14 protein-coding genes are annotated in these 20156 nt (G+C 54.6%); 10 read left to right on the top strand and 4 right to left on the bottom strand.

The window, feature by feature from the left end; translation table 11 throughout:
* Position 1: 1 nt before the first annotated feature.
* Together phnD and ACR0NZ_RS14935 are read right to left on the bottom strand one after the other, a co-directional pair.
* Entirely contained in the window at positions 2-976 is a 975-nt protein-coding gene (phnD, locus tag ACR0NZ_RS14940) for a phosphate/phosphite/phosphonate ABC transporter substrate-binding protein (RefSeq protein ID WP_480477266.1), read from the bottom strand.
* Positions 977-1037: 61 nt separating this feature from the next.
* Positions 1038-1847: a DeoR/GlpR family DNA-binding transcription regulator gene (locus ACR0NZ_RS14935; RefSeq protein ID WP_480477264.1), complete on the bottom strand. Its 810-nt coding sequence runs from the start codon at positions 1845-1847 to the stop codon at positions 1038-1040.
* 224 nt (positions 1848-2071) lie between these two features.
* On the opposite strand from ACR0NZ_RS14935, the gene ACR0NZ_RS14930 reads away from it, so the two are divergent.
* From ACR0NZ_RS14930 to ACR0NZ_RS14910, 5 genes are read left to right on the top strand one after another with little or no spacing between them, the layout of a single operon-like run.
* Positions 2072-2536 carry an NUDIX hydrolase gene (locus ACR0NZ_RS14930; protein WP_480519960.1) on the top strand — a complete coding sequence of 155 codons (465 nt, stop codon included), beginning with the start codon at positions 2072-2074 and terminating at the stop codon, positions 2534-2536.
* A gap of 59 nt (positions 2537-2595) precedes the next feature.
* On the top strand, positions 2596-3621 hold the full coding sequence (locus ACR0NZ_RS14925; RefSeq protein ID WP_480519958.1) for an ABC transporter substrate-binding protein: 1026 nt from the start codon (positions 2596-2598) through the stop codon (positions 3619-3621).
* Positions 3622-5835, top strand: coding sequence for an ABC transporter permease (locus ACR0NZ_RS14920; RefSeq protein ID WP_480519956.1), 2214 nt, complete (start codon positions 3622-3624; stop codon positions 5833-5835).
* An 11-nt stretch (positions 5836-5846) separates the two neighbouring features.
* Entirely contained in the window at positions 5847-6908 is a 1062-nt protein-coding gene (locus ACR0NZ_RS14915) for an ABC transporter ATP-binding protein (protein ID WP_480519954.1), read from the top strand.
* On the top strand, positions 6909-7475 hold the full coding sequence (locus ACR0NZ_RS14910) for a histidine phosphatase family protein (protein ID WP_480519952.1): 567 nt from the start codon (positions 6909-6911) through the stop codon (positions 7473-7475). It begins immediately after the preceding gene.
* Positions 7476-7478: 3 nt separating this feature from the next.
* Here ACR0NZ_RS14910 and ACR0NZ_RS14905 read toward each other — a convergent pair whose 3' ends face one another.
* Both ACR0NZ_RS14905 and ACR0NZ_RS14900 read right to left on the bottom strand, forming a co-directional pair.
* Positions 7479-8270, bottom strand: a complete 792-nt coding sequence (locus tag ACR0NZ_RS14905; protein ID WP_480519950.1) for an inositol monophosphatase family protein — start codon at positions 8268-8270, stop codon at positions 7479-7481.
* Between the two features lie 93 nt (positions 8271-8363).
* On the bottom strand, positions 8364-10412 hold the full coding sequence (locus ACR0NZ_RS14900) for a dockerin type I domain-containing protein (protein ID WP_480519973.1): 2049 nt from the start codon (positions 10410-10412) through the stop codon (positions 8364-8366).
* A 228-nt stretch (positions 10413-10640) separates the two neighbouring features.
* On the opposite strand from ACR0NZ_RS14900, the gene ACR0NZ_RS14895 reads away from it, so the two are divergent.
* From ACR0NZ_RS14895 to ACR0NZ_RS14875, 5 genes are read left to right on the top strand one after another with little or no spacing between them, the layout of a single operon-like run.
* On the top strand, positions 10641-14459 hold the full coding sequence (locus tag ACR0NZ_RS14895; RefSeq protein ID WP_480519948.1) for an Ig-like domain-containing protein: 3819 nt from the start codon (positions 10641-10643) through the stop codon (positions 14457-14459).
* Positions 14460-14505: 46 nt separating this feature from the next.
* Positions 14506-15345, top strand: a complete 840-nt coding sequence (locus ACR0NZ_RS14890; RefSeq protein WP_480519946.1) for a SapC family protein — start codon at positions 14506-14508, stop codon at positions 15343-15345.
* A complete protein-coding gene (locus ACR0NZ_RS14885; protein ID WP_480519944.1) occupies positions 15335-16678 on the top strand; it encodes a TolC family protein in 1344 nt (447 codons plus the stop codon). Before ACR0NZ_RS14890 ends, ACR0NZ_RS14885 begins: the two co-directional genes overlap by 11 nt.
* On the top strand, positions 16675-18822 hold the full coding sequence (locus ACR0NZ_RS14880) for a type I secretion system permease/ATPase (protein WP_480519942.1): 2148 nt from the start codon (positions 16675-16677) through the stop codon (positions 18820-18822). Before ACR0NZ_RS14885 ends, ACR0NZ_RS14880 begins: the two co-directional genes overlap by 4 nt.
* On the top strand, positions 18806-20116 hold the full coding sequence (locus ACR0NZ_RS14875; RefSeq protein ID WP_480519940.1) for an HlyD family type I secretion periplasmic adaptor subunit: 1311 nt from the start codon (positions 18806-18808) through the stop codon (positions 20114-20116). Before ACR0NZ_RS14880 ends, ACR0NZ_RS14875 begins: the two co-directional genes overlap by 17 nt.
* Positions 20117-20156: the final 40 nt, after the last annotated feature.

The raw sequence follows: 20156 nt of genomic DNA, 5'->3' as shown, positions 1-20156 counted from the left end.
CTTATTGGCAGGCGTAGGAGACGCCGTTTGCCGCGTCAATTTTCCGAATGACGTCCCAAAAGTCCTTGTAGTTCATATCGATAAACTGGGCCTCGTTGGACTTGGAGAACTCTGCCTGTAACGCGGTTCCTTCCCAATCAAACGTGAAGAAGGCCTCTTTAATCTTGTCCTGAAGCTCGGGCGGAAGGTTGTAAACAGTGCCGAAACCAGTAGTCGGGAAGGTTTGAGACTTGTAGATCGACACAACTTGATCAGCACTGATAACATCTCGTGCGATCATACGCTGCATCACAGAATTGGCGACAGCACCTGCAGGATAATCCTTGTTGGCCACACCGAGAACAGTATTGTCGTGCTTGCCTGAGAAGACTGGTTCAAAATCACGATCTGCAAGCATGTCATACTCACCCTTCAGGATAGCAGATGGCGCTTTGAAACCCGAATTCGACGTGGGCGACGAGAAAGCAAGCTTACCGCCCTTGATGTCTTCTACCGACTCCACACCTGATCCTGGAAATGTGATCAATTCCATCTCGTAGCCGAAATGTCCATCTTCCGACGCCATAATTGTAAATGGGCGGAAACCGGCACAATTCACTGCCAAAGGGTTAGATCCAGTGTTGAAACCCGAAATATGCAAACGTCCAGAGCGCATAGCCTCAATTTGCGCCGCGTTCGATTGAACTGGAAATATCTGGGCATTTTTGCCAGTTACACTTTCAAGATGGTCAATGAACTCAACCCAAGCATCCCGGTAGACCGCCGGATCCTCAACCGGTGTATACGCAAAAATCAAGGTGTCAGGATCAATCCACTCATTGGGATCAGTGGGGATATCCGCAATCAAATCCCCATCCACGTCGCAAAATCGCTCGTCCAGATCACCCCTCGGGCAATCTTGCGCCGAAGCTGTGCCGGAAAGCGACATAAGCGAAATTGCCGATGCCCCAATCAATAATCTGATGTCTATCTTCATGTTTTCCTCCCAGTCATGCGCGGTCTTTTTGCAGTCCGCTGTTCGTCATTCGTTTCAGTGTTTACGGGGCGACGAGAACATCAACCTCGGCACCGTTGATCGCGTTAAGCAATTCTCCTGTTGGTTTCGTGTCGGAAACTATGGAATCCAGGCTGGTCAGGTCTCCGACCTGAGACAGGCCTTTACGGCCAAATTTCCCTGAATCGATTAAAAGATGTCGATTTGCTGCGCGCGTCAGCATCATTCTTTTGACAGCCGCAAAACCGCGCACGGTTTCTGAAGGGCCTTCAACCGAAAAACCCGACGAGCCGATCATGCATCTGTCGACATTGAACCGAGACAGGAATTCCAGCGTTTCGGTTCCAATCGTCGCAGATTCGGTTGCCAGATATTCTCCTGGACAAAGCAAAACCTCGGCAGCCCCATGGCCGAGGGTCATTGCCACCGGAATAGAATTCGTAATCACTGTGCAAGGAGTGCCGAGATAGGCCAATGCACGGGCCATTTCGATTGTGGTCGAACCGGAATCGATCATGACCGTTTCACCATCGCGTACCAACCCCGCCGCGCTGATACCTATGCGTTCGCGTTCCTCAATCCGCGCGTTGGCTCGCTCGTCCAGACCTGGATAATGCCCTTGTGCCGGGGCAGATGCCCCTCCGTGCGCGCGTGCGATCAGGCCGTCATTCGACAGGGCGTCAAAATCCCTGCGCACCGTCTCGTTAGAGACGTTGAAACGCTGGGCCAATTCATTGATGCGAACGTGCGGGCGAAGCTTCAACTCCAGCAGTATTTGCTGGCGCCGGTCGGATTTCTTTACCCTACCCCGACCCTTTTCAATCGTTTTGGCACGTATTTTCGTTTTGGACATCCAACAACCCAATCAGGTTTCAAGCCCCACCTTTGTGGGATTTCGGGCATAATGCAATAATTTTTGTTGCATAACCCTCAGTAGGTTGTGACAATTCGGAAGAGTCTAAAGCGCAAGGCAAGAATGTGTGAATTGAACCGTTTCAAAGTGAAAACCCAAAGACCACCATTAACGACTGAAGGTTATTCTGGGTGCGCTTTTGATACCGTGTCATTGAGGGCAGCATGAGCGACGGCAACATAACAGACCAGATTGCAGCACTTCCGATGCGCTGGGACAGGGATGGAAAGCTGCGTGTTCTGATGGTGACTTCGCGCGATACAGGACGGTGGGTCATCCCAAAAGGTTGGTTGATGGAAGGAAAGAAACCCTGGCATGCCGCCGAAATTGAAGCACTGGAAGAAGCAGGTGCAGTCGGGGCAATCTCGAAACAGCCAGTTGGTCATTTTTTCTATGACAAACGCTTTGAGGGCGCGAATAGCGTTCGTTGCCGCGTAACCCTCTATCCCATGGTCGTTGAAAAACTGAAACGGCGTTGGAAAGAACGGGACGAACGGACACGTCACTGGTTTTCACCAGGGAAAGCGGCAAAGCTGGTGGAAGAAAGAGATCTCTCAAGTATTCTGAAAAATCTGACGGGCAATCAGAACGCCCAGTCTGTCATTAACAAGCTTCGAAAAGCTGGATGAGAAAGCGCCTGACAAAACAAAAAATACTGGGCGCAAAATAACCAAAGGGAGGAATGATAATGAAAAAACTTACATCCACGGCCGTCGGGTCGCTGATTGCAATAGCCGCGTCTGTGTCGGCAGCGCAGGCAGACAAGCTGACACTCTATTGCTCCGCGCAGGAAGACTGGTGCCAACTCATGGCGCGTAGCTTCGAAGATGCGACGGGCATCGACGTCAACATGACGCGTAAGTCGTCAGGTGAAACTTTTGCTCAAATCCGTGCCGAAAGCTCAAACCCGAAAGGAGACGTGTGGTGGGGCGGCACGGGTGACCCGCATTTGCAGGCCGCTGAAGAGGGCCTGACAATGGAATACATGTCGCCAATGCGCGACCAGCTTCATGATTGGGCGATTTCCCAGGCCGAGAGTGCCGGAAACAGAACGATAGGTATCTATTCCGGCGCACTTGGGTATGGCTATAACGCAGACCTGCTGGCGGCCAACAACCTGCCTGAACCCGCCTGTTGGAAAGACCTGCTAAAGCCTGAATACAAGGGCCACGTTCAGATGGCCAACCCGAACTCGTCTGGTACGGCCTATACGACGCTGGCCTCGATGGTGCAGATCTTTGGCGAGGATGAAGGTTTTGAGTTCATGAAAGGCCTGCATTCGAATATCAACCAGTATACCAAATCCGGATCGGCACCAATCAAAGCAGCTGGTCGTGGCGAGAACACGATTGGCATCGTCTTCATGCATGATGCGGTAAAGCAGGCCGTATCGGGTTTCCCGATCAAGGTCGTCGCGCCGTGCGAGGGTACGGGATACGAAATTGGCTCGATGTCCATAATTGAAGGCGCCCGCAACGAGGAAGAGGCTAAGAAGTTCTATGACTGGGCACTGTCGCCCGAGGCGCAGAACCTTGCTCTTCAGGTCAGCGCGTTTCAGGTGCCATCGAACAAGAGCGCGGAAACATCGGAAAGCGCGCCTGACATGAGCCAGATCAAGCTGATTGACTATGACTTCAAAAAGTATGGTTCCTCAGACGAACGGAAACGTCTGTTGCAGAAATGGGACGAAGAGGTTTCGGTTCTGCCGCAGTAAATGACTGACCAGACTTCAAAAAAGACCCGCCCGGTTCTGATCTTTTGGGTCATCGCCGGGTGGGTCGGGTTTTGCCTGCTGCCGTGGTATATGGTCGACGGCGGCCTGTGGTCATTCGAATGGCTTTTTGACGGCTACCCGTTTGACGAAGATTATGCCCCCGCTGCATTCCTGATCGCACAGGGTGAGAAGCTTTGGCTTGCCCCGCTGTTGATCGCCCTGACCTTACCCCTTCTGGTGTTGAAACGAGCGAAATCTGACCCGCTCTATGCCCGTGTTCTGATCCTTTCCGGTGCACTCGGCTTCGGCTGGTTGATTGCACAGGGCTTTGGGATTGGCATCAGGGGTTTCAATTTCAATTGGTTGGCAGCCTATTTTGGTGAACTTGGCGATCGCCAGTTCGGCATGGGCTATGGTGCAATGATTTGCGCATCAAGCTTTCTGTTCCTGTTGACCCAAGGCATTGCGGCAAGAGGTGCCATCAACGGTGACGTCTTTGTTGTCAGTGCGATTGGCGGTGTGATTACTATCGTCACCGTCTTTGTCTTTTTTCCGATCGCCAAGATGCTGTTCGCTGCTTTCGTCACTGAAGATGGCGCATATTCGATTGCTGTCTTCTTCTCAAAGTTCTTTGATGGCCGGCTTTGGGGGTTGGGGTGTTTTTATGGTGCCAGGTGCGGCGCGGCATGGAACTCGCTGTTTCTTGCCATCTTGGTTGGCTTCGTCACGACTGCCCTGGGTTTGTGCTTTGCACTGGTCGTGACCCGCTCGGGTTTCCGCTACAAGCGCATGCTGCGGGCTTTGACTGTTCTTCCGATCATCACCCCGCCATTTGTGATTGGGCTCGCGCTGATCCTGCTTTTTGGCCTGTCAGGCTCAGTCACACGGTTCGTCGCCGATCTGTTCGGCACGCAGCCAACGCGCTGGCTGTACGGAATGCCAGGCATATTCATCGCACAGGCCCTTGCGTTCACACCCATTGCATTCCTCGTTCTAATCGGCGTGGTGGAAGGCGTCTCGCCATCTATGGAGGAAGCGGCACAGACTCTCCGCGCCAGCAGGTGGCAAACGTTCAAGACAGTGTCCCTGCCTCTGATGCGCCCCGGACTTGCCAATGCATTTCTTTTGGGCTTCATCGAAAGTATGGCCGACTTCGGAAACCCACTTGTTCTGGGTGGGAATTTCGACGTTCTATCGACCGAGATTTTCTTTGCCATCGTAGGGGCGCAATACGACCAAGGACGGGCCGCCGTTCTGGCCATGGTATTGCTGTTTTTCACCCTTTCGGCCTTTTACGCACAGCGTGTTTGGCTGGGTAAGAAAAGCTATACAACCGTAACAGGCAAAGGCGACGCAGGCGTGCACCCTTTGATGCCGACAGGCCTTTCTGTTCCCGTGCTGGTATTCGCCCTTGGCTGGGCGGTGTTCACGATCATTGTCTATGCAATGATCATCTACGGCAGTGTGGTCGAGCTTTGGGGTGTCAATAACTCCCTGACCCTAAAGCACTACGTCACTGCATTCTCTGTTCGATTTGAAGAAGAGGGCATTCGTTGGACCGGCGCTGCTTGGGACAGCTTCTGGACCACCATAACCATTGCGGCAATTGCTGCACCTCTGACGGCGGCGGTTGGGCTGGTAACGGCTTACCTGTTGACCCGGCAGAGCTTTGCAGGAAAGAACACTTTCGAGTTTGGAACCATGCTGTCCTTTGCTATCCCCGGTACGGTGATTGGTGTCAGCTATATTCTTGCCTTCAACGTTCCGCCAATCGAAATAACCGGCACAGGCGTTATCCTTGTTATCAGCTTCATATTCCGCAACATGCCGGTTGGGGTCCGTGCGGGCATCGCCAGCATGTCGCAACTTGACCGCAGTCTTGATGAATCGTCGCTGACCCTTGGTGCAAACTCGTGGCAGACATTTCGTCGTATCATTCTGCCGCTGCTACGCCCCGCGATACTGGCCGCACTTGTTTACAGTTTTGTCCGTGCGATGACGGCGATCTCGGCTGTGATCTTTCTGGTCAGTGCCGAATACGACATGGCAACCAGCTATATTATCGGGCGGGTCGAGAATAACGACTATGGTCTAGCCATTGCGTATTCGACGACGCTTATCTTCGTGATGCTGGCAGTTGTTGCGTTGATGCAGCTGATCGTTGGTCGCACTCAGATCGGGCGTCGAATGACGCAGTCACGCACCAATGTTTAGGAGATTTTGACATGAGCCTGCAATCCAAGGCCGCGCCGGTACGGTTCGAGAACGTGTCGAAAGTGTTCGGCAAAAACGTTGTGGCTGTTGATAACATTAACCTTCATGTCGAAGCGGGAAAACTGGTCACGCTGCTTGGTCCGTCAGGCTGTGGGAAAACAACGACGTTGCGCATGATCGCCGGGTTAGAAATGGCAAGCTCTGGCAAGATTATGATTGGCGACCGGGACGTCACCAAACTGCCCGCAACAGATCGCGACGTATCAATGGTGTTTCAATCATACGCGCTGTTTCCCCACATGAGCGTGCTGGAGAACGTGATGTACGGCCTCACATTCTCGGGCTTTGCCAAGGATGAGGCTCGCAGCCGCGCCTTGCATGGCTTGCAATTGGTAGGGCTCAAGGGGTTCGACAATCGCCTTCCCTCCGAACTCTCGGGTGGTCAGCAACAACGTGTCGCCGTCGCGCGAGCGCTGGTTCTTGAACCACAGGTTCTGCTGTTTGACGAGCCGCTATCCAACCTCGATGCCAAGCTGCGACGCCAGGTGCGCGAGGATATCCGGGCCATCCAGCAAGACCTTGGATTAACGGTTGTCTATGTCACCCACGATCAGGAAGAGGCCCTGGCCGTCTCTGACGAGATCGTCGTGATGCGGAACGCCGCGATCGCTCAGATGGGTACACCTCGCGAGCTTTATGACGCCCCGAATGACCGGTTTGTTGCCGATTTCATAGGCGAGGCAAACCTGCTCAACTGTCAAATCATTGCAACCGACGATGATACGGCAACAATCGAGATCGAAGGTTACCGCCACACTCTGCCGCGTCGGGGTTTGACCAATGGGGCCGCGACCATCGCTGTACGACCCTCGCGCCTTGTGATTGGTTCTGATGACGGCATCGCCGCTACAGTGGCCAAGGCAACCTATGTTGGCGTGCGGATGGAATACACGCTGACCGGCGCATTTGGTCAGGTTTTTGCGGTCCACGATGATGTTGATGCACCGCTTGTACCGGGTACCGAAATCAGGATGGGGTTTGCGGGCAAAGGACCGGTACTTCTGCCTGACTAGATGCCGAATTTACTGATCATCACTCACCCCGAGGTCGTTATTGATCCGGATACCCCCATTACGGAATGGGGTCTGAGCACGACAGGTCGCTGGCGCGCCGCATCCTTTGCCGCCAGTGAAGCTATGGCCAATGTCAGCCATATCTGGGCCAGCAGCGAACGAAAGGCTCGCGACACTGGTGAGATTCTGGCTGCGCCCTTGGGGTTGCCCTTATATTTCCACCCGGATCTTGGCGAGAATGATCGGAGTGCCACAGGTTTCCTGCCACGGGAAAAGTTCGAGGCGGCCGCCGACGCATTCTTTGCCCAGCCGGACATTAGCTTTCGCGGTTGGGAAACTGCGGCCGATGCTCAGAGGCGCATTCGTCGTGCAGTGTCGGAGATCATTCGTGCCCATGGAGCCGGAGACCTCGCAATCGTTACACATGGCGCGGTCGGTACATTGTTGTGGTGTGAACTTTCTGGAAATCCGATTAACCGCCAGTACGATCAACCGTCACAAGGCCATTATTGGCAGGCAAGCCTGACAAATCTACGACCTTATTCCACTTGGTTATCAATGGCCTAGACGTTAAGCACCCCAAGCGTTCTCTGCGATTTCCAGCAAGCTTTCAAATACATCTGGCGTTCCGACGATCACACGCCCACCGTCGCGGATCATCGCGTCGGCGTCTTGATCTTCGACAACACCACCCGCTTCCGTAACCAACAATTGCCCAGCCAGACAATCCCAAGCGTTCATGTGTTCTTCCACATAACCCAGAAGTCGCCCGGCTGCGACATAGGCCAATGACAATGCACCACTGGCGTTTCTGTGAAACATGGAACCGCGCTCGATCAGCGCTGCGACCACCGGCACGACGTGGCGAGTTTCGATCCGGTTCGAATACCCCACAGAAACCGTCCCGTCCTGAAGAGCAACCCCAGAGGCCACGTGTATCGGTGAACCGTTCAGTGTCGCGCCCTCTCCACGTGTTGCCACAAAGGTTTCGTCCATATTCGGATCCCGGATCACACCGACCGCAGTGCGCCCTTCGGTGACACCGGCCAGAACAATCGTCCATACCGGTATGCCATTGACGAAATTCGTAGTTCCATCAATTGGATCAATCACCCAGTCAAACCCGCTCTCACCGGTGGCAGTGCCGTGTTCTTCGCCAAATATCCCGTCTTGCGGCCAGGCATCCATGATCTTTTGGCGAATGAAGGTTTCGACGTTTTTGTCCGCCTCACTCACCCAGTCCTGAGCACCTTTTTGATCGATGACCAGATTACTCCTGTCCAAGAAGTATTTCTCTGCAATCACCCCAGCTTCTTCACAGACCGCGATGGCAAAATCTCTGCGTTCCGAAAGACGATTCATGGCCTGTCCTTTTGTGTTTGTGTATCTAGGGCCAACATTGCGGTCCAAGCGGAAGGCTTGCAATGACTGAGTTGCAGCACCGTTCAATTCAATTCATGCCGCTTCGAGGTTGCCGAGCAATATGGACGTCATATCGGCGGTTATCACCCCGTCTATGGCAACAACATCCATTCCAGTCTGATAATCAACGTTGCTTTTTGTAATTCCCGACAAGTCCGCATCTGAATCCAAAAAGACCCATTGAGGTTCATGCGCAGTGGTTTGCCCAACGGCCACCTGCAAGATCGCCAGTGCATCCAGGGCATTGATGGTTCCATCTTGATTGATATCCGCCGCGATCAAGTTCTCCGCATCGGCAGGTCCCCATGTCGGATCGAGGCCAACCGAAATGCGTAACACTTGCAAGGCATCCAGGGCGTCGATCTCTTTGCTCGCCGTTGAATAATGTTTGACGACGTCCAGTCTTCCGGGGAAAGTGCCATCCGGAAGGTCCAAATCAAATTGCCCCTGATCGTCAGCCGTGACAGATACCGTGCCACCACCGTCAGGAGTGAACTTGATCTCTGCATCCGACAATCCGGGATTTGCAGATTGGCTGTCCACAGTGATTGGCCCAAGCACGCCATCCGAACTGTCGGGCGTCAAACCGCCGAAATCACCAAATTCAACCGGAATGTAATCGGGGCCTTCAAACCCGGCCCCGAAAATATCGGTACTGGTCAGCGATCCACCCGAAGCAGACTGAACCTGCACCACCTCGCCCCGATACTCTATCCGCGCCCCTTGAGTGGTGCTGGTAAAGGTCAGTTGCTGAGGGGACCGCAACAGCAAATAGTCGAACATGTCCAGACGGTCCACACCCGGTTGAAAATCCGTGATCGTGGTCAGACCGCTGCCCGACTGCATCACGAAAATGTCGGCCCCTGCCCCACCTGACATAGTCGTAGCACCTGTTCCGGCTATCAGTATGTCATCGCCATCTCCGCCAATCAGGGTGGTATCCAGAATACTGCCGCTCAGCATGTCGTCTGAGGTCGTCCCCGACACTGTTCCAAACCCTTTGTCCACGATCCCCAGATCATCGACAGGAACCGAAATTACAGTGACTCCAGCGTCTTGTTGCGACGTAACCAGAATCTGCAACTCATTGCCGACATGTGCAATGCTCAGCGATTCAACATTCTGCAATCCACTAGTCAAAGTGTCGGCGAAACTGTCCAGATAGACCAGCTGGCCTTCCGGAGTCAGCGTGAACAATGTAAGCCCATCGTCGCCGCCACCCGCCACGACGAATACGCGCCCGTTGATGTCCACGACCTCAAGGTCCTGCACTGATTCAAAGCGGGTCGTGAGCGAATCCAGAATATGGTCTGTGGCGCTCAGGCTGCCGTCAGCGTTCAATTGAAGCACACTGAGCGAGTTGCTGCCTGCACCCGCCACGATTACCCAGGGCTTGCCGTAGGCCTCGATCGTTTCGATGGCTGTCGGAGTCGAGATTCCAAGGGTTCCGAGGGCTGAACTGTTGTCAATCTCGGTCAACTGACCGGAAATGCTGTCGACCCGAAAAGTTGAGACTGTATTGCTGACCGCATCACTTGAGATCAGGAAATGGTCTGTTCCTGCGCGCAACGTCTGCATCGCGCCACTAGAGCCAGCAACAAGGCCAGCAAGGCTCAGCGTTCCGTCCTGATTAACAAGATATGTCCCGATTTGACCCGTTTCTTCATGAGCCATTGCTAGAACATCCATGGGCCCGATCGACACTTGAACAATGGCCGAGATATCTCCGCCTCCCGTCAGAGATCCGGTTTCAGTAAGGGTGTCCAGGGTGCCATCCGGGTTTAGGTCATATCCGACCAACCCGACCGCCATATTCACATCCAGTACAAGTTGTTCGGTTCCCGCCAGCGTTATTGGTGTACCACTGCGACCAACGTGAAACGTGATTGTGCCGCTGTAATATTCCGTGTCGACCAGTTGAGGCATCGCGCCCTCGACCAGCCTCCAGACCGCGACGCCGCCGCCCGGTCCGGCGACGGTATAAAGATACGTGGTTCCGTTAAGCGTTTTTAAAGCCGTATCGCCGATACCTGAATCGAGCGCCGCGCTCCCCGTTGCCACCACACCTTCGAATTGAAGCATCACAGCCACACCTCCTGCGCCACCCCTGGCCTTGACCAAAAGATGACCTGATGCACGGACCGAAACAAAAGCGGAATTGTGGTGAAAACGAGAAGTTCGGTTTCAGATTAACTCAATTTTTCACTTTCGATCGCAACAGTAACCAGCGGGAAAGACAGATGAGCCAGCCGTTATCAGCGCGACATGTCTTCCTTTTCGGTGATCGCGGAAACCACATGTGAGGGTAAGATGACCAAAGCACCAGAGTTCAACAACCGTCCGGCGGCTGAACCTTCGGAAACGGACCGCAAGCAACACATTCGTCAGTGGATCGATGGAAAACTTGGTCGCTGGGCAGGGCGCGGCGCTGCCGGTGGGTTGATTTCAACTTTGATGGCCTTGCCCGCGTTATCACAAGTCACAATTGAAGAACTGTATGCTTTTCAATTCGCGGAAACCATTCCAGGCGTTCGCTCTGTCAAGTTGTTGAAGAATGGCGATGTTCTTCTAAAAATGGCCGATGGCCGCACAATGATTGTGGCGGCTGAAAACGTCCAGATCCTGGACAGCGGTGCCATCATGATCGCTGAGAATGTGGTTCAGGAGATTGCCCAGTTCAGCGCTGTGGAAGCAGGCGCGTCCGCAGGCGGCATCAGTGGGGCCGGCGCGGCGTTGGGCGGATTGGGTCTGGCCGGGGCGGCTGCGGCCGCAGGAGGTGGCGGCGGTGGCGGTGAAGACAGCCCCGTCGTATCCGAACCCATGCCGACATACACAAGCCTCAACCTCGCAGAGCTGCAATCCACTGCACTGAACAATGTCAGCACCAACGCCATCGCTCCCGAAGGGACTGCGACTATCGAAGTCACAATAGGGTCACTGGTCAAAACCGTGACACCCAACCCCGATGGCAGCTGGAGCATCTCTCTGACAGCCGCCGAGGCCAGCGCGCTTCCACAGGGGGTGTCGACGGTGACCATCAGGAACCTGGATGGGTCGGGGGCTGAGCTGTCGACACAATCCGTTCAGTTTGACATCGATACGGTCCCGCCAAGCCTGTCAATCACCGGATTTTCTGACGGGCCGGTACTCAACCTGGCCGAACAGGCCACCGACCTGACGGTCACCGGTGTAACTGATGCTGAAGACGGGCAAATCGTAACGGTTTCACTGAACGGGCAAAGCTATTCCGGTACGGTTTCCGGTGGACAGTGGAGCGTAACCGTCCCGGCGGCTGACCTTAGCGCCTTGCCTGACGGCGCAATCGTAAATGTAACGGCAGACGTGACTGACGCGGCTGGAAACCCGGCCGCACAGGCCAGCGGAAGCGTTGATACGGATTTCACCGCGCCAAGTGTTTCTCTGGATCTAGTTGCGGGTGGATCAATTGACCTGATTGATGTGGCTGGTGACTTAACCTTAACGGGTTCCACCACGGCCGAGGACGAGCAAACCATCATCGTCACGTTCGACGGTCAGGTGTACACTGGTACTGCGACAGGCGGAAACTGGACTGTCACGATCCCCAATTCCGACCTCGGCAGTCTGTCCACCGGAACACCTGCTGCAATTGTTGTGGCGGTCGAGGATATCGCTGGCAACCCGGCCGCGCCGATTCTTGTTACTGTACCTGTGGACCTGACCGGCCCCTCAATTTCGATATCTCCGCTTTCCGTCGGCGCTGTTCTCAGCACCGCTGAAGCCGGGTCTAGCTTGGCTATAAGCGGGACAACCGCCAATGTCGAAGATGGTCAGCAAGTCACCGTCACACTGGATGGCCAAACATATACCTCAACAGTGACGGGCGGAACATGGACTGTAACAGTCCCAGCGGGTGATCTGGCATCTTTGGCCGACGGAGGCAGCTTTCAAATCACTGCAGACGTCAGCGACGCAAACGGGCTGGCAGCCCCTCAGGCTGATGTGACACTATTGAAAGACGTCACAGCACCAACCCTCAGCATCGACACATTCTCGACCGGCGCATTCATGAATGCTGCCGAACAGGCGGTGGACCTGACAATATCGGGCGCAACGTCGGCCGAAGACGGTCAAGTCGTGACCGTCACTTTGAACGGTCAATCTTACAGTGCTACAGCAGCCGGAGGGTCTTGGAGTTCAGTTGTCCCCGCTGCCGACCTTGCGGCCCTCTCTGACGCCGCCACCATAACGGTCACGGCTGATGTTTCCGACGAAGCAGGAAATCCGGCATCACAGGCCAGCAATAGTTTCACGACCGATTTCACACCGCCTACCCTGGGAATAACCGGTATTTCTGACGGCACTGTCATGAACGCTGCTGAGCAAGGTACCGACCTGATTGTCTCGGGAACCTCTGACGCTCAGGATGGAACGGTCATTACCGTGGAGGTCGCACGCACAGACGGAACTGTAGATGTAAGCGGTACCGCAACGGTAACCGGTGGTGTCTGGACCTATACGGCAACAGTTGCCGAGCTGTCAGGCCTCCAGGATGCGAGCACCTACCACGTCACGGCTTCTGTTTCCGACGCGGCTGGGAATGGCAACCAAACCTCGAAAAGTTTTACAACCGATTTTACGGCGCCAGCAATCACGACCGACAGTTTGCCGGTTGGCTCCGTATTGGATGTAACGGAAAAAGCTACAGACCTGACAATTTCAGGCACGACGACCTCGGAAGATGGCCAAACAGTGTCTGTCACGTTTGGCGGGCAAACTTATACCGGTATTGCATCGGGCGGAACCTGGGCGATCACTGTGCCAGCCAGCGACCTAGGCGCGCTGTCCGATGGAACAAACCACACCATCACCGCAACAGTTGACGATATCGCCGGCAACAGCTCGGTTGCGGCAAGCAGTTCGGTAACGACGGACTTTCGGCCTGTTCTGATGCTGGACGATATCGGCGTGAACAACACGGTGGCCCTTGCCGACGCTAAGGTGTCAGGCATTACTGTCAGCGGTTCCTCTGCCGGGCTTTCAAACGGCCAAGTCGTGGAAGTCTTGCTGAACGGCAGTCCCGTCGGTAGCGCGACAGTAACCGCGGACGGATCCTGGACACTGGCTGTCGCGTCGTCAGATTTCGCCGCCATAGAGGCTGGGGATGATCTTATTATCTCTGCCCAGGCAACTGTTGCAGGGGGACCTGATCCCTTACCTGTATCGGATCAGGCGGTTGCTCATGAGCCTGCTGCCTACGTGATCTCTGAGGTCGGACGCAGTGGGTCAACCGTTACGTTTGCCATTTATGCCGATGCAAATCGTGACATCTCTGGTGGCCTGGCTTTTACAGCGGAGCTTGAGTTCGACTCAGCCGTTGCCACATTCGACATCGGATCAGACACGGAACACAGTGCGTTTGATTTGTTCCTGGCAAACCCAGGCACAGGTGACATCATCAACTTCGCTGGGGCGGCGACTGTTTTTTCTGATTTGTCCCAACCTCTTGTCACCTTCACGATGACAGTACAGGACGCTGCTCAACCCATTGAGTTAACGATAAAATCACCTGAAGGTGGCCCTGTTGCAATTCAGTTTGGCACCAATGGCAATGACATCCTAACCGCGGCAAACACGGATACAATCATTCGTGGCGGTGGTGGCGATGATAGTATTGACATCACCGAAGCTGGGCGGGACGTCGTTGTCTTTGAAGCCGACCCTAATAACAATGGCGTAGACAGCATAACCGGCTTCACAATTGGGTCTGCAGCAGATGTAACCGACGCCCTAATGTTCAGCGGACTGAATGTCGCCACGCTCCGCGGTGATGGTACGGGTTTCGAACTGCTTTCTGTCGGTGGCACATTGGGCATAGACACTGGATTTGTAGGCCTCGATACCGTTCTTGCGGACCTCAATGCCGTTACACTCGAAACGGCTGTAGAAAGCCTTGCCGGGGCATCTACAGGTGATGAGCTCTATGTGATGGCAACGGACGGAACGGACAGTGTTCTGATCAAAGTTGATTTCGTGACACCAGGCGACGCCAACGTCGAAACCCTCGCCACTTTCCATGGTTTGGGCGATCTCAGCGGCTTGACCGCGGACAACATCATACACACCGACCCAACCGGCGCGACCGCCTGACGCGGCTTCGAAACAAATTGGCGCCCATCATTTTCCTGAGGCAGTTATGGCACAGAATGGCTTAACCCCAATCACACGATTACGACATGGTCATCGGTTCTGGAAACGTTACACGTCGTTCGAATTCGCGCGCGATAAGGTCGACTGCCCGGTGGCAGAGGCAGAGATCCTTCAGGCAGCAGCCACTTTTCCAATCGCATTTTTGAAATCCGACCGGGGATTTTACCCCGTCGCAATCTTATCGGTGACACCAGACAAACCGACGCCATTCGTGTCAGCGGAAGGGGATTGGCGTGCAAGCTATGTTCCTTCTGCACTGCGATGTGCACCGTTTCAATTCCTGCCACCTGAACTTCACGATAAAATCGGTGAGGGGGAGTTTGACTTGCTTGTCAACGAAAGCTTGGACTTGGTTACCGACAACCCCGAAGATGAGCCGTTCTTTGACAAAACCGGAGAGTTGGGGCCGGAACTGCAAAAAGTCCAAGCGTTCTTTCGCACTCTCACAGCATCACTGGAGAACACAAATCAGTTGTGCCGTACGATAGCCGGTATGGGGCTTCTTTCTCCACTCGCCTGCGCACAAACGGACGAAAGCCTCGACGGTTACTTTGGTGTCAACGTGGTTGCCTTGCAGCAAGTTCCTTCAGCGCATCTTTCATTGCTCGCCATGAACGGTGGCCTGCGCCTCATATATGCCCACCTAGTTTCCTTGACCCATTTTTCGTGGCTAACGACCGCTCAATTGCGCGCCGAACAAATGGTCAAAAGGTCGTCGCCAAGCGTACGATCTGATGCTTCGGATTTTCTAGAAGCGCTGGCCGCCGCCCAACAAAAAGAAAGCCTGCTGGACCATCGGTGGCAGGAGGGTCAGTATGCGATTTAAAAAGTATTCACTGCATCTTGTCACGCTCAGTCTGCTTTTGGTCTCGATTTCTGCCTGCACCCGCCCGCCCGATTTGACGCCAGTTACGATGTCCTTTGCAGCCCAAACAGCCGGCGCCAGGGCAACAAAACCATCAGAAACACTAAGCCACAGCGCCTTCGGGCAGCGGGTGAAAAAGGCGGTCGAGAACAGCCCCAACCTGGCGCAAGTCAAATCCAGAATGGGCATCGCGAAAGCCAAACAAGACGCAGCTGAAGGCGCTTTTCTCCCGGAGGTTTCGCTGGGGCTAAACGCACGATCTGAAAGGATTGCCTCAGATGTAGCGGATGTATCGCCGTATGTGAGGGTCTCACAATTGGTCTATGACGGAGGGGCGTCCTCAGGGGATCTGACCGCTGCGCGGGCACGTGTCTTGGAAAGCAGAGGCGATCAGATTCAAACAGCCTCATCCACTGCTCTCGCAGCTATCGAGACCTATGTATTTGTCCTGGATCAACGAAAGATTCGAAGCATCGCAGCACAGAATATTCTGACACATGAAGAGCTTGTTCGCCAGATAACCGACCGAACAGAAAACGGTGTCGGTTCGAGTGCCGACGTTCTGGCAGCCCGGTCGCGCATGTCCGATGCGCGCACAAAGCTGGCTGATGCGCATGCGCGAACAGACCGCGCCGAAGCGCGATTCCGCGAGGTATTCGGGGATGAGCCCGGCGCTCTTTCTGCACCAGTTCCGGCACCTGGACTGGAAAGAAGTGACATGCAGATCATAATGAACAGCCCTCAGGTTCGGCGGTCCGATGCAAGCCTGCTTGCTGCCAAGGCAGAATGGTCCGCAGCGCAAGCGCGTCGCAGCCCTGATGTCAGGGTCGCCGCATTCGCGAACCAGAATAACAATCGTGACGCGAACTTTGGAGTGGATTTTTCTTTCAATTACGAGCTGGACAGCACCGGCCAGCGCCGCGCTGCAATAGCAGCGGCGGAATCGCTGGTCAAAGAGACCGAGTTTGCGCGCGAGCAGCTTATCCGCGAAATAACGCGAGAATTGGGTTTTATCCGTTCGGATCAAAAAGCGGGTGCCGATCGGTTACAAGAAGCCCGGATTGCCGTGGAGGCTAACGCGGAAAATGTCGCTGCTTCCCGCGAACAATTTTCGATCGGTCGCCGTGGCCTCATTGAAATTCTGGATGCGCAGCGGGACTACGTTAATGCTCAGGAACGTTTGATCCTTGCGGAACAGAGCTACTTTCTGACCAATTATGCAGCCCTAAGCCTGACCGGCGACATACTCGACCTGCTCGGCGTTTCATTGGGCGACTGGGGCAATACGCAATGAACGCATCTGACCCTGCCCCCAATGCTTCGCTGCTTACACCGTTTGAAGCCTGTCTGTTGAATATCTCGTCGGCACTTGAACGGCCATTGAGTCTCGCGGCGCTGCACGCGGCGCAAAGTGGCGCGGACGGGGATCTGACAATACGGGACATTCTCACCCTCGCGCAAAAGGCGGGTATGCAGGCGGGGTATGGGGCAAAGCGCCTTTCCGATTTGGATAACAATCTGACACCCACCCTGTTGCTGTTGGCAGAGGGTAAAGCCGTTGTCTTTCACGGACGAAGGCAGAAAGGTACTTTATTGGTCTTCGACCCAGAGCTAGGTGAAGGTGTCGGTGAGATTTCCGAAGACAGGCTGGCAACCTGCTATACCGGTTATGCAATCCTGTTCCGGCGCCATCACGACGGTGAAACATTGGGGGTGCCCGGTTCACATGGCGGTCACTGGTTCTGGAACGCACTAACCGCAAACCGGTGGTCATACATTCAGGTCGCGCTAGCAGCGGCGCTGGCAAATCTTCTTGGTTTGTCCACGTCCGTATTCATCATGGTGGTCTATGACCGGGTATTGCCCAACGAAGCAACGGAGTCGCTGATCGCTTTGACCGTGGGTGTGGCGTTGGCACTGTGTTTTGACTTTACCCTCAAGTTGCTGCGGGCGGGGTTTATCGACAAGGCCGGGCAGAAAGCCGACTTGTTGATGGGCCGGCGCATTTTCGACCAGTTGCTGAACATCCAGATGAAATCGCGCACGGGGTCTACCGGTGCCATGACCAGCACCATTCGCGAATTTGAAACTCTGCGAGAGTTCTTTACATCCGCGACGCTGGTGGCCGTTGTCGACCTGCCGTTCATTGGATTGTTTATCCTGGCGATCTTTCTGGTAGGCGGACAACTGGCTTTGATCCCTGCACTGGCCGTACCGGTGGTGCTCCTGACAGGTTTGGCGGTGCAACCAATTTTATCAAGAATGGCAGAACGAAGCTTGTCCGACGGGCAGTCCAAGCAATCAGTTCTGGTTGAGGCTGTCTCGGGACTTGAAACCATTAAAACAACGGCAGCAGGCCGAAAAATGCGCGCACGATGGGAACAGGCCATCGAACAGCAATCAGCGCATGGTGCGCGAAGCCGGACTGTCACGCAATTTGCCCTGAACCTGACCGGTTTCACCCAACAGGCCGCGCAAGTGCTTGTTGTATTTCTTGGTGTTTTTCTGATCACTGACGGGCAGGCCAGCATGGGTGCCCTGGTCGCTTCGGTAATGTTGACTGGACGGGCGTTGGCCCCTCTGGGTCAACTGGCGCAGACTTTGACGCGCGTAAACCAGGCCAGATGCGCCTATCGCAACCTCAATGCGCTAATGCACGCAGAAAGCGAACGCCCGGAGGGGCGCACATGGCTGACCCGATCTGATTTCAAAGGGGCAATTGCCTTTAATAACGTGTATTTTTCGTATTCTGACCAAAGCGAAGATACCCTGCGAGGCGTGTCTTTCACTATAAAGCCTGGTGAGAAAGTCGCAATTCTAGGTCAAATCGGATGCGGGAAAAGCACGATTGCGCGCCTGCTGTTGGGGCTTTACACGCCACGAGTAGGCTCGGTCATGATTGATGGGCTCGACATACGTCAGATCGACCCAGGTGACTTGCGGCGCAATATTGGATCTGTCCTGCAGGATGTCTGGCTTTTTTCGGGGTCTGTCCGGGAGAATATCGCCAGCGGTGCAGTCCGACCCAGAGATTGCGATATAGTCGAAGCCGGTCGTATTGCCGGTGTCGAAGAATTCGTGAACAGCCATCCGTCGGGCTATGACCTTCAACTCGCGGAACGCGGTGAGGGGCTTTCCGGGGGTCAACGGCAAGCAATCGCACTTGCAAGGGCACTTGTCGGGCGTCCTCCGGTTTTGCTTTTTGATGAGCCAACCAGTGCGATGGACGTCAAAACCGAAGCCCAACTGGTTCAACGCCTGAGTACGTCAACCTCCGGATCAACCCTGGTCATTGTAACGCACAGAACCAGCCTGCTGGAGCTTGTGGACAGGGTTATCGTTCTGGAAAACGGAAAAATCGCAGCTGATGGACCCAAGAGCTTGCTGACGCAGCACATGCGCCAGAAAGGGAGGCACTTGAATGTCGCAGCATCCTGATCTGGCGAAGTTGGCGCGCGAAATGCAGGGGCGCTCTCCCGTTCGTTGTTCATTGCTCTTGCTGTTGATCCTGTCCTGTATTGTCTCGGCCGGGTTGTGGGCGCATTTGACCGAGTTGGATGACGTAACACGCGTCAATGGGCGGATCGTGCCTTCGGGCGACATACAGGTGATCGATGCCGCCGAGCCCGGCGTGTTGCGGTCGCTTCATGTGCGCGAAGGCCAGTTGGTCGACAAAGGGGCATTGTTGATGGAATTGGACGCCACACAAATCGACAGCCAACTTAGCCAGGAACAACAGCGCGCTTTTGGGCTGCAAGCCCGTGCACAACGTCTGCAGGCAGAAATTGATGGAACACAATTAAGTTTCGATGCGCAGCTGATCGAAGGTGCACCCAGTGTCGTGCGTTCGGAAACTGCATTGTATCAGGGTCGGCAAGCAGAGCTGGCGGCAGAAATCGCAATTTTGGAACGTCAGCGTGAACAAAAGCAGCGAGAACACGAAGAAGGTTTAGTGGATCAGGTGACGGCAGAAGAAACCCTAAATGTACTTGGGGAGGAGCGTGCGATCATTGCTCCGCTTGTTGAGCGGCAAATGGAACCTGCGACAACATTGCTGGCGTTGCGGCGCAGCGAGGCTGATTGGCGCGGTCGCAAGGTCCGGGCCGAAGCCGTGACCAACAGGTTGCAAACTGGTTTGGATGAAATCGATGATCGGATTCTGGCTGCTCATAGCCGATTTCGAAGTGCGGCGCTTACTGAATTGGCAATTGTAACTGCGGAACTGGCGGCCTTGCAACCAGCCTTGCCTGCCCTACGCGACCGCGCTGCACGAGCGCAGGTTCGCTCTCCGGTTCGCGGTATCGTTAATCGCATCCACCGAACCACCATTGGAGGTTTGGCGCGAAGTGGCGAAGACCTTGTCGAGATTGTTCCCCTGGACGACACACTATTGGTCGAGGCTTACGTAAAGCCCGAAGATATTGCATTTTTGCGTGCTGGACAGCCCGTAAAGGTAAAGATCACGGCTTATGATTTTGCGCGATACGGGGCGCTGGATGGTGAAATCGTACGGATTGGCGCCGATACCGTCACACGTTCAGAGCGGAACGACGAAGAGGTGTTCGTTGTGGAAATTCGCACGAGCAACACCATGCTCGACGGAAGTGGTGTCGCGGTGGAAATCATACCCGGCATGATCGCAGAGGTTGACATTTTGTCAGGTAGAAAATCCGTATTGGAGTATCTGCTGGAACCTGTCGTGAAGATTAAAGATCAAGCTTTGCGTGAGTAAGTGAGAAGACTAAAATATCTTTTTTCAGATGCTTACAGCA

It is taken from the genome of Ruegeria sp. AE3 (genome assembly GCF_056542225.1).
Note: the sequence above shows the minus strand (reverse complement) of the source record. Positions and strands in the feature narration are given on the sequence as shown.

What these genes read in the sequence shown, in the direction of transcription:
- ACR0NZ_RS14905 (WP_480519950.1), bottom strand. Translation starts at nt 8,270, where the DNA reads ATGAATCGTCTTTCGGAACGCAGAGATTTTGCCATCGCGGTCTGTGAA.
- ACR0NZ_RS14930 (WP_480519960.1), top strand. Translation starts at nt 2,072, where the DNA reads ATGAGCGACGGCAACATAACAGACCAGATTGCAGCACTTCCGATGCGC.
- ACR0NZ_RS14885 (WP_480519944.1), top strand. Translation starts at nt 15,335, where the DNA reads ATGCGATTTAAAAAGTATTCACTGCATCTTGTCACGCTCAGTCTGCTT.
- ACR0NZ_RS14910 (WP_480519952.1), top strand. Translation starts at nt 6,909, where the DNA reads ATGCCGAATTTACTGATCATCACTCACCCCGAGGTCGTTATTGATCCG.
- ACR0NZ_RS14900 (WP_480519973.1), bottom strand. Translation starts at nt 10,412, where the DNA reads ATGCTTCAATTCGAAGGTGTGGTGGCAACGGGGAGCGCGGCGCTCGAT.
- ACR0NZ_RS14875 (WP_480519940.1), top strand. Translation starts at nt 18,806, where the DNA reads ATGTCGCAGCATCCTGATCTGGCGAAGTTGGCGCGCGAAATGCAGGGG.
- phnD (WP_480477266.1), bottom strand. Translation starts at nt 976, where the DNA reads ATGAAGATAGACATCAGATTATTGATTGGGGCATCGGCAATTTCGCTT.
- ACR0NZ_RS14935 (WP_480477264.1), bottom strand. Translation starts at nt 1,847, where the DNA reads ATGTCCAAAACGAAAATACGTGCCAAAACGATTGAAAAGGGTCGGGGT.
- ACR0NZ_RS14925 (WP_480519958.1), top strand. Translation starts at nt 2,596, where the DNA reads ATGAAAAAACTTACATCCACGGCCGTCGGGTCGCTGATTGCAATAGCC.
- ACR0NZ_RS14880 (WP_480519942.1), top strand. Translation starts at nt 16,675, where the DNA reads ATGAACGCATCTGACCCTGCCCCCAATGCTTCGCTGCTTACACCGTTT.
- ACR0NZ_RS14890 (WP_480519946.1), top strand. Translation starts at nt 14,506, where the DNA reads ATGGCACAGAATGGCTTAACCCCAATCACACGATTACGACATGGTCAT.
- ACR0NZ_RS14895 (WP_480519948.1), top strand. Translation starts at nt 10,641, where the DNA reads ATGACCAAAGCACCAGAGTTCAACAACCGTCCGGCGGCTGAACCTTCG.
- ACR0NZ_RS14915 (WP_480519954.1), top strand. Translation starts at nt 5,847, where the DNA reads ATGAGCCTGCAATCCAAGGCCGCGCCGGTACGGTTCGAGAACGTGTCG.
- ACR0NZ_RS14920 (WP_480519956.1), top strand. Translation starts at nt 3,622, where the DNA reads ATGACTGACCAGACTTCAAAAAAGACCCGCCCGGTTCTGATCTTTTGG.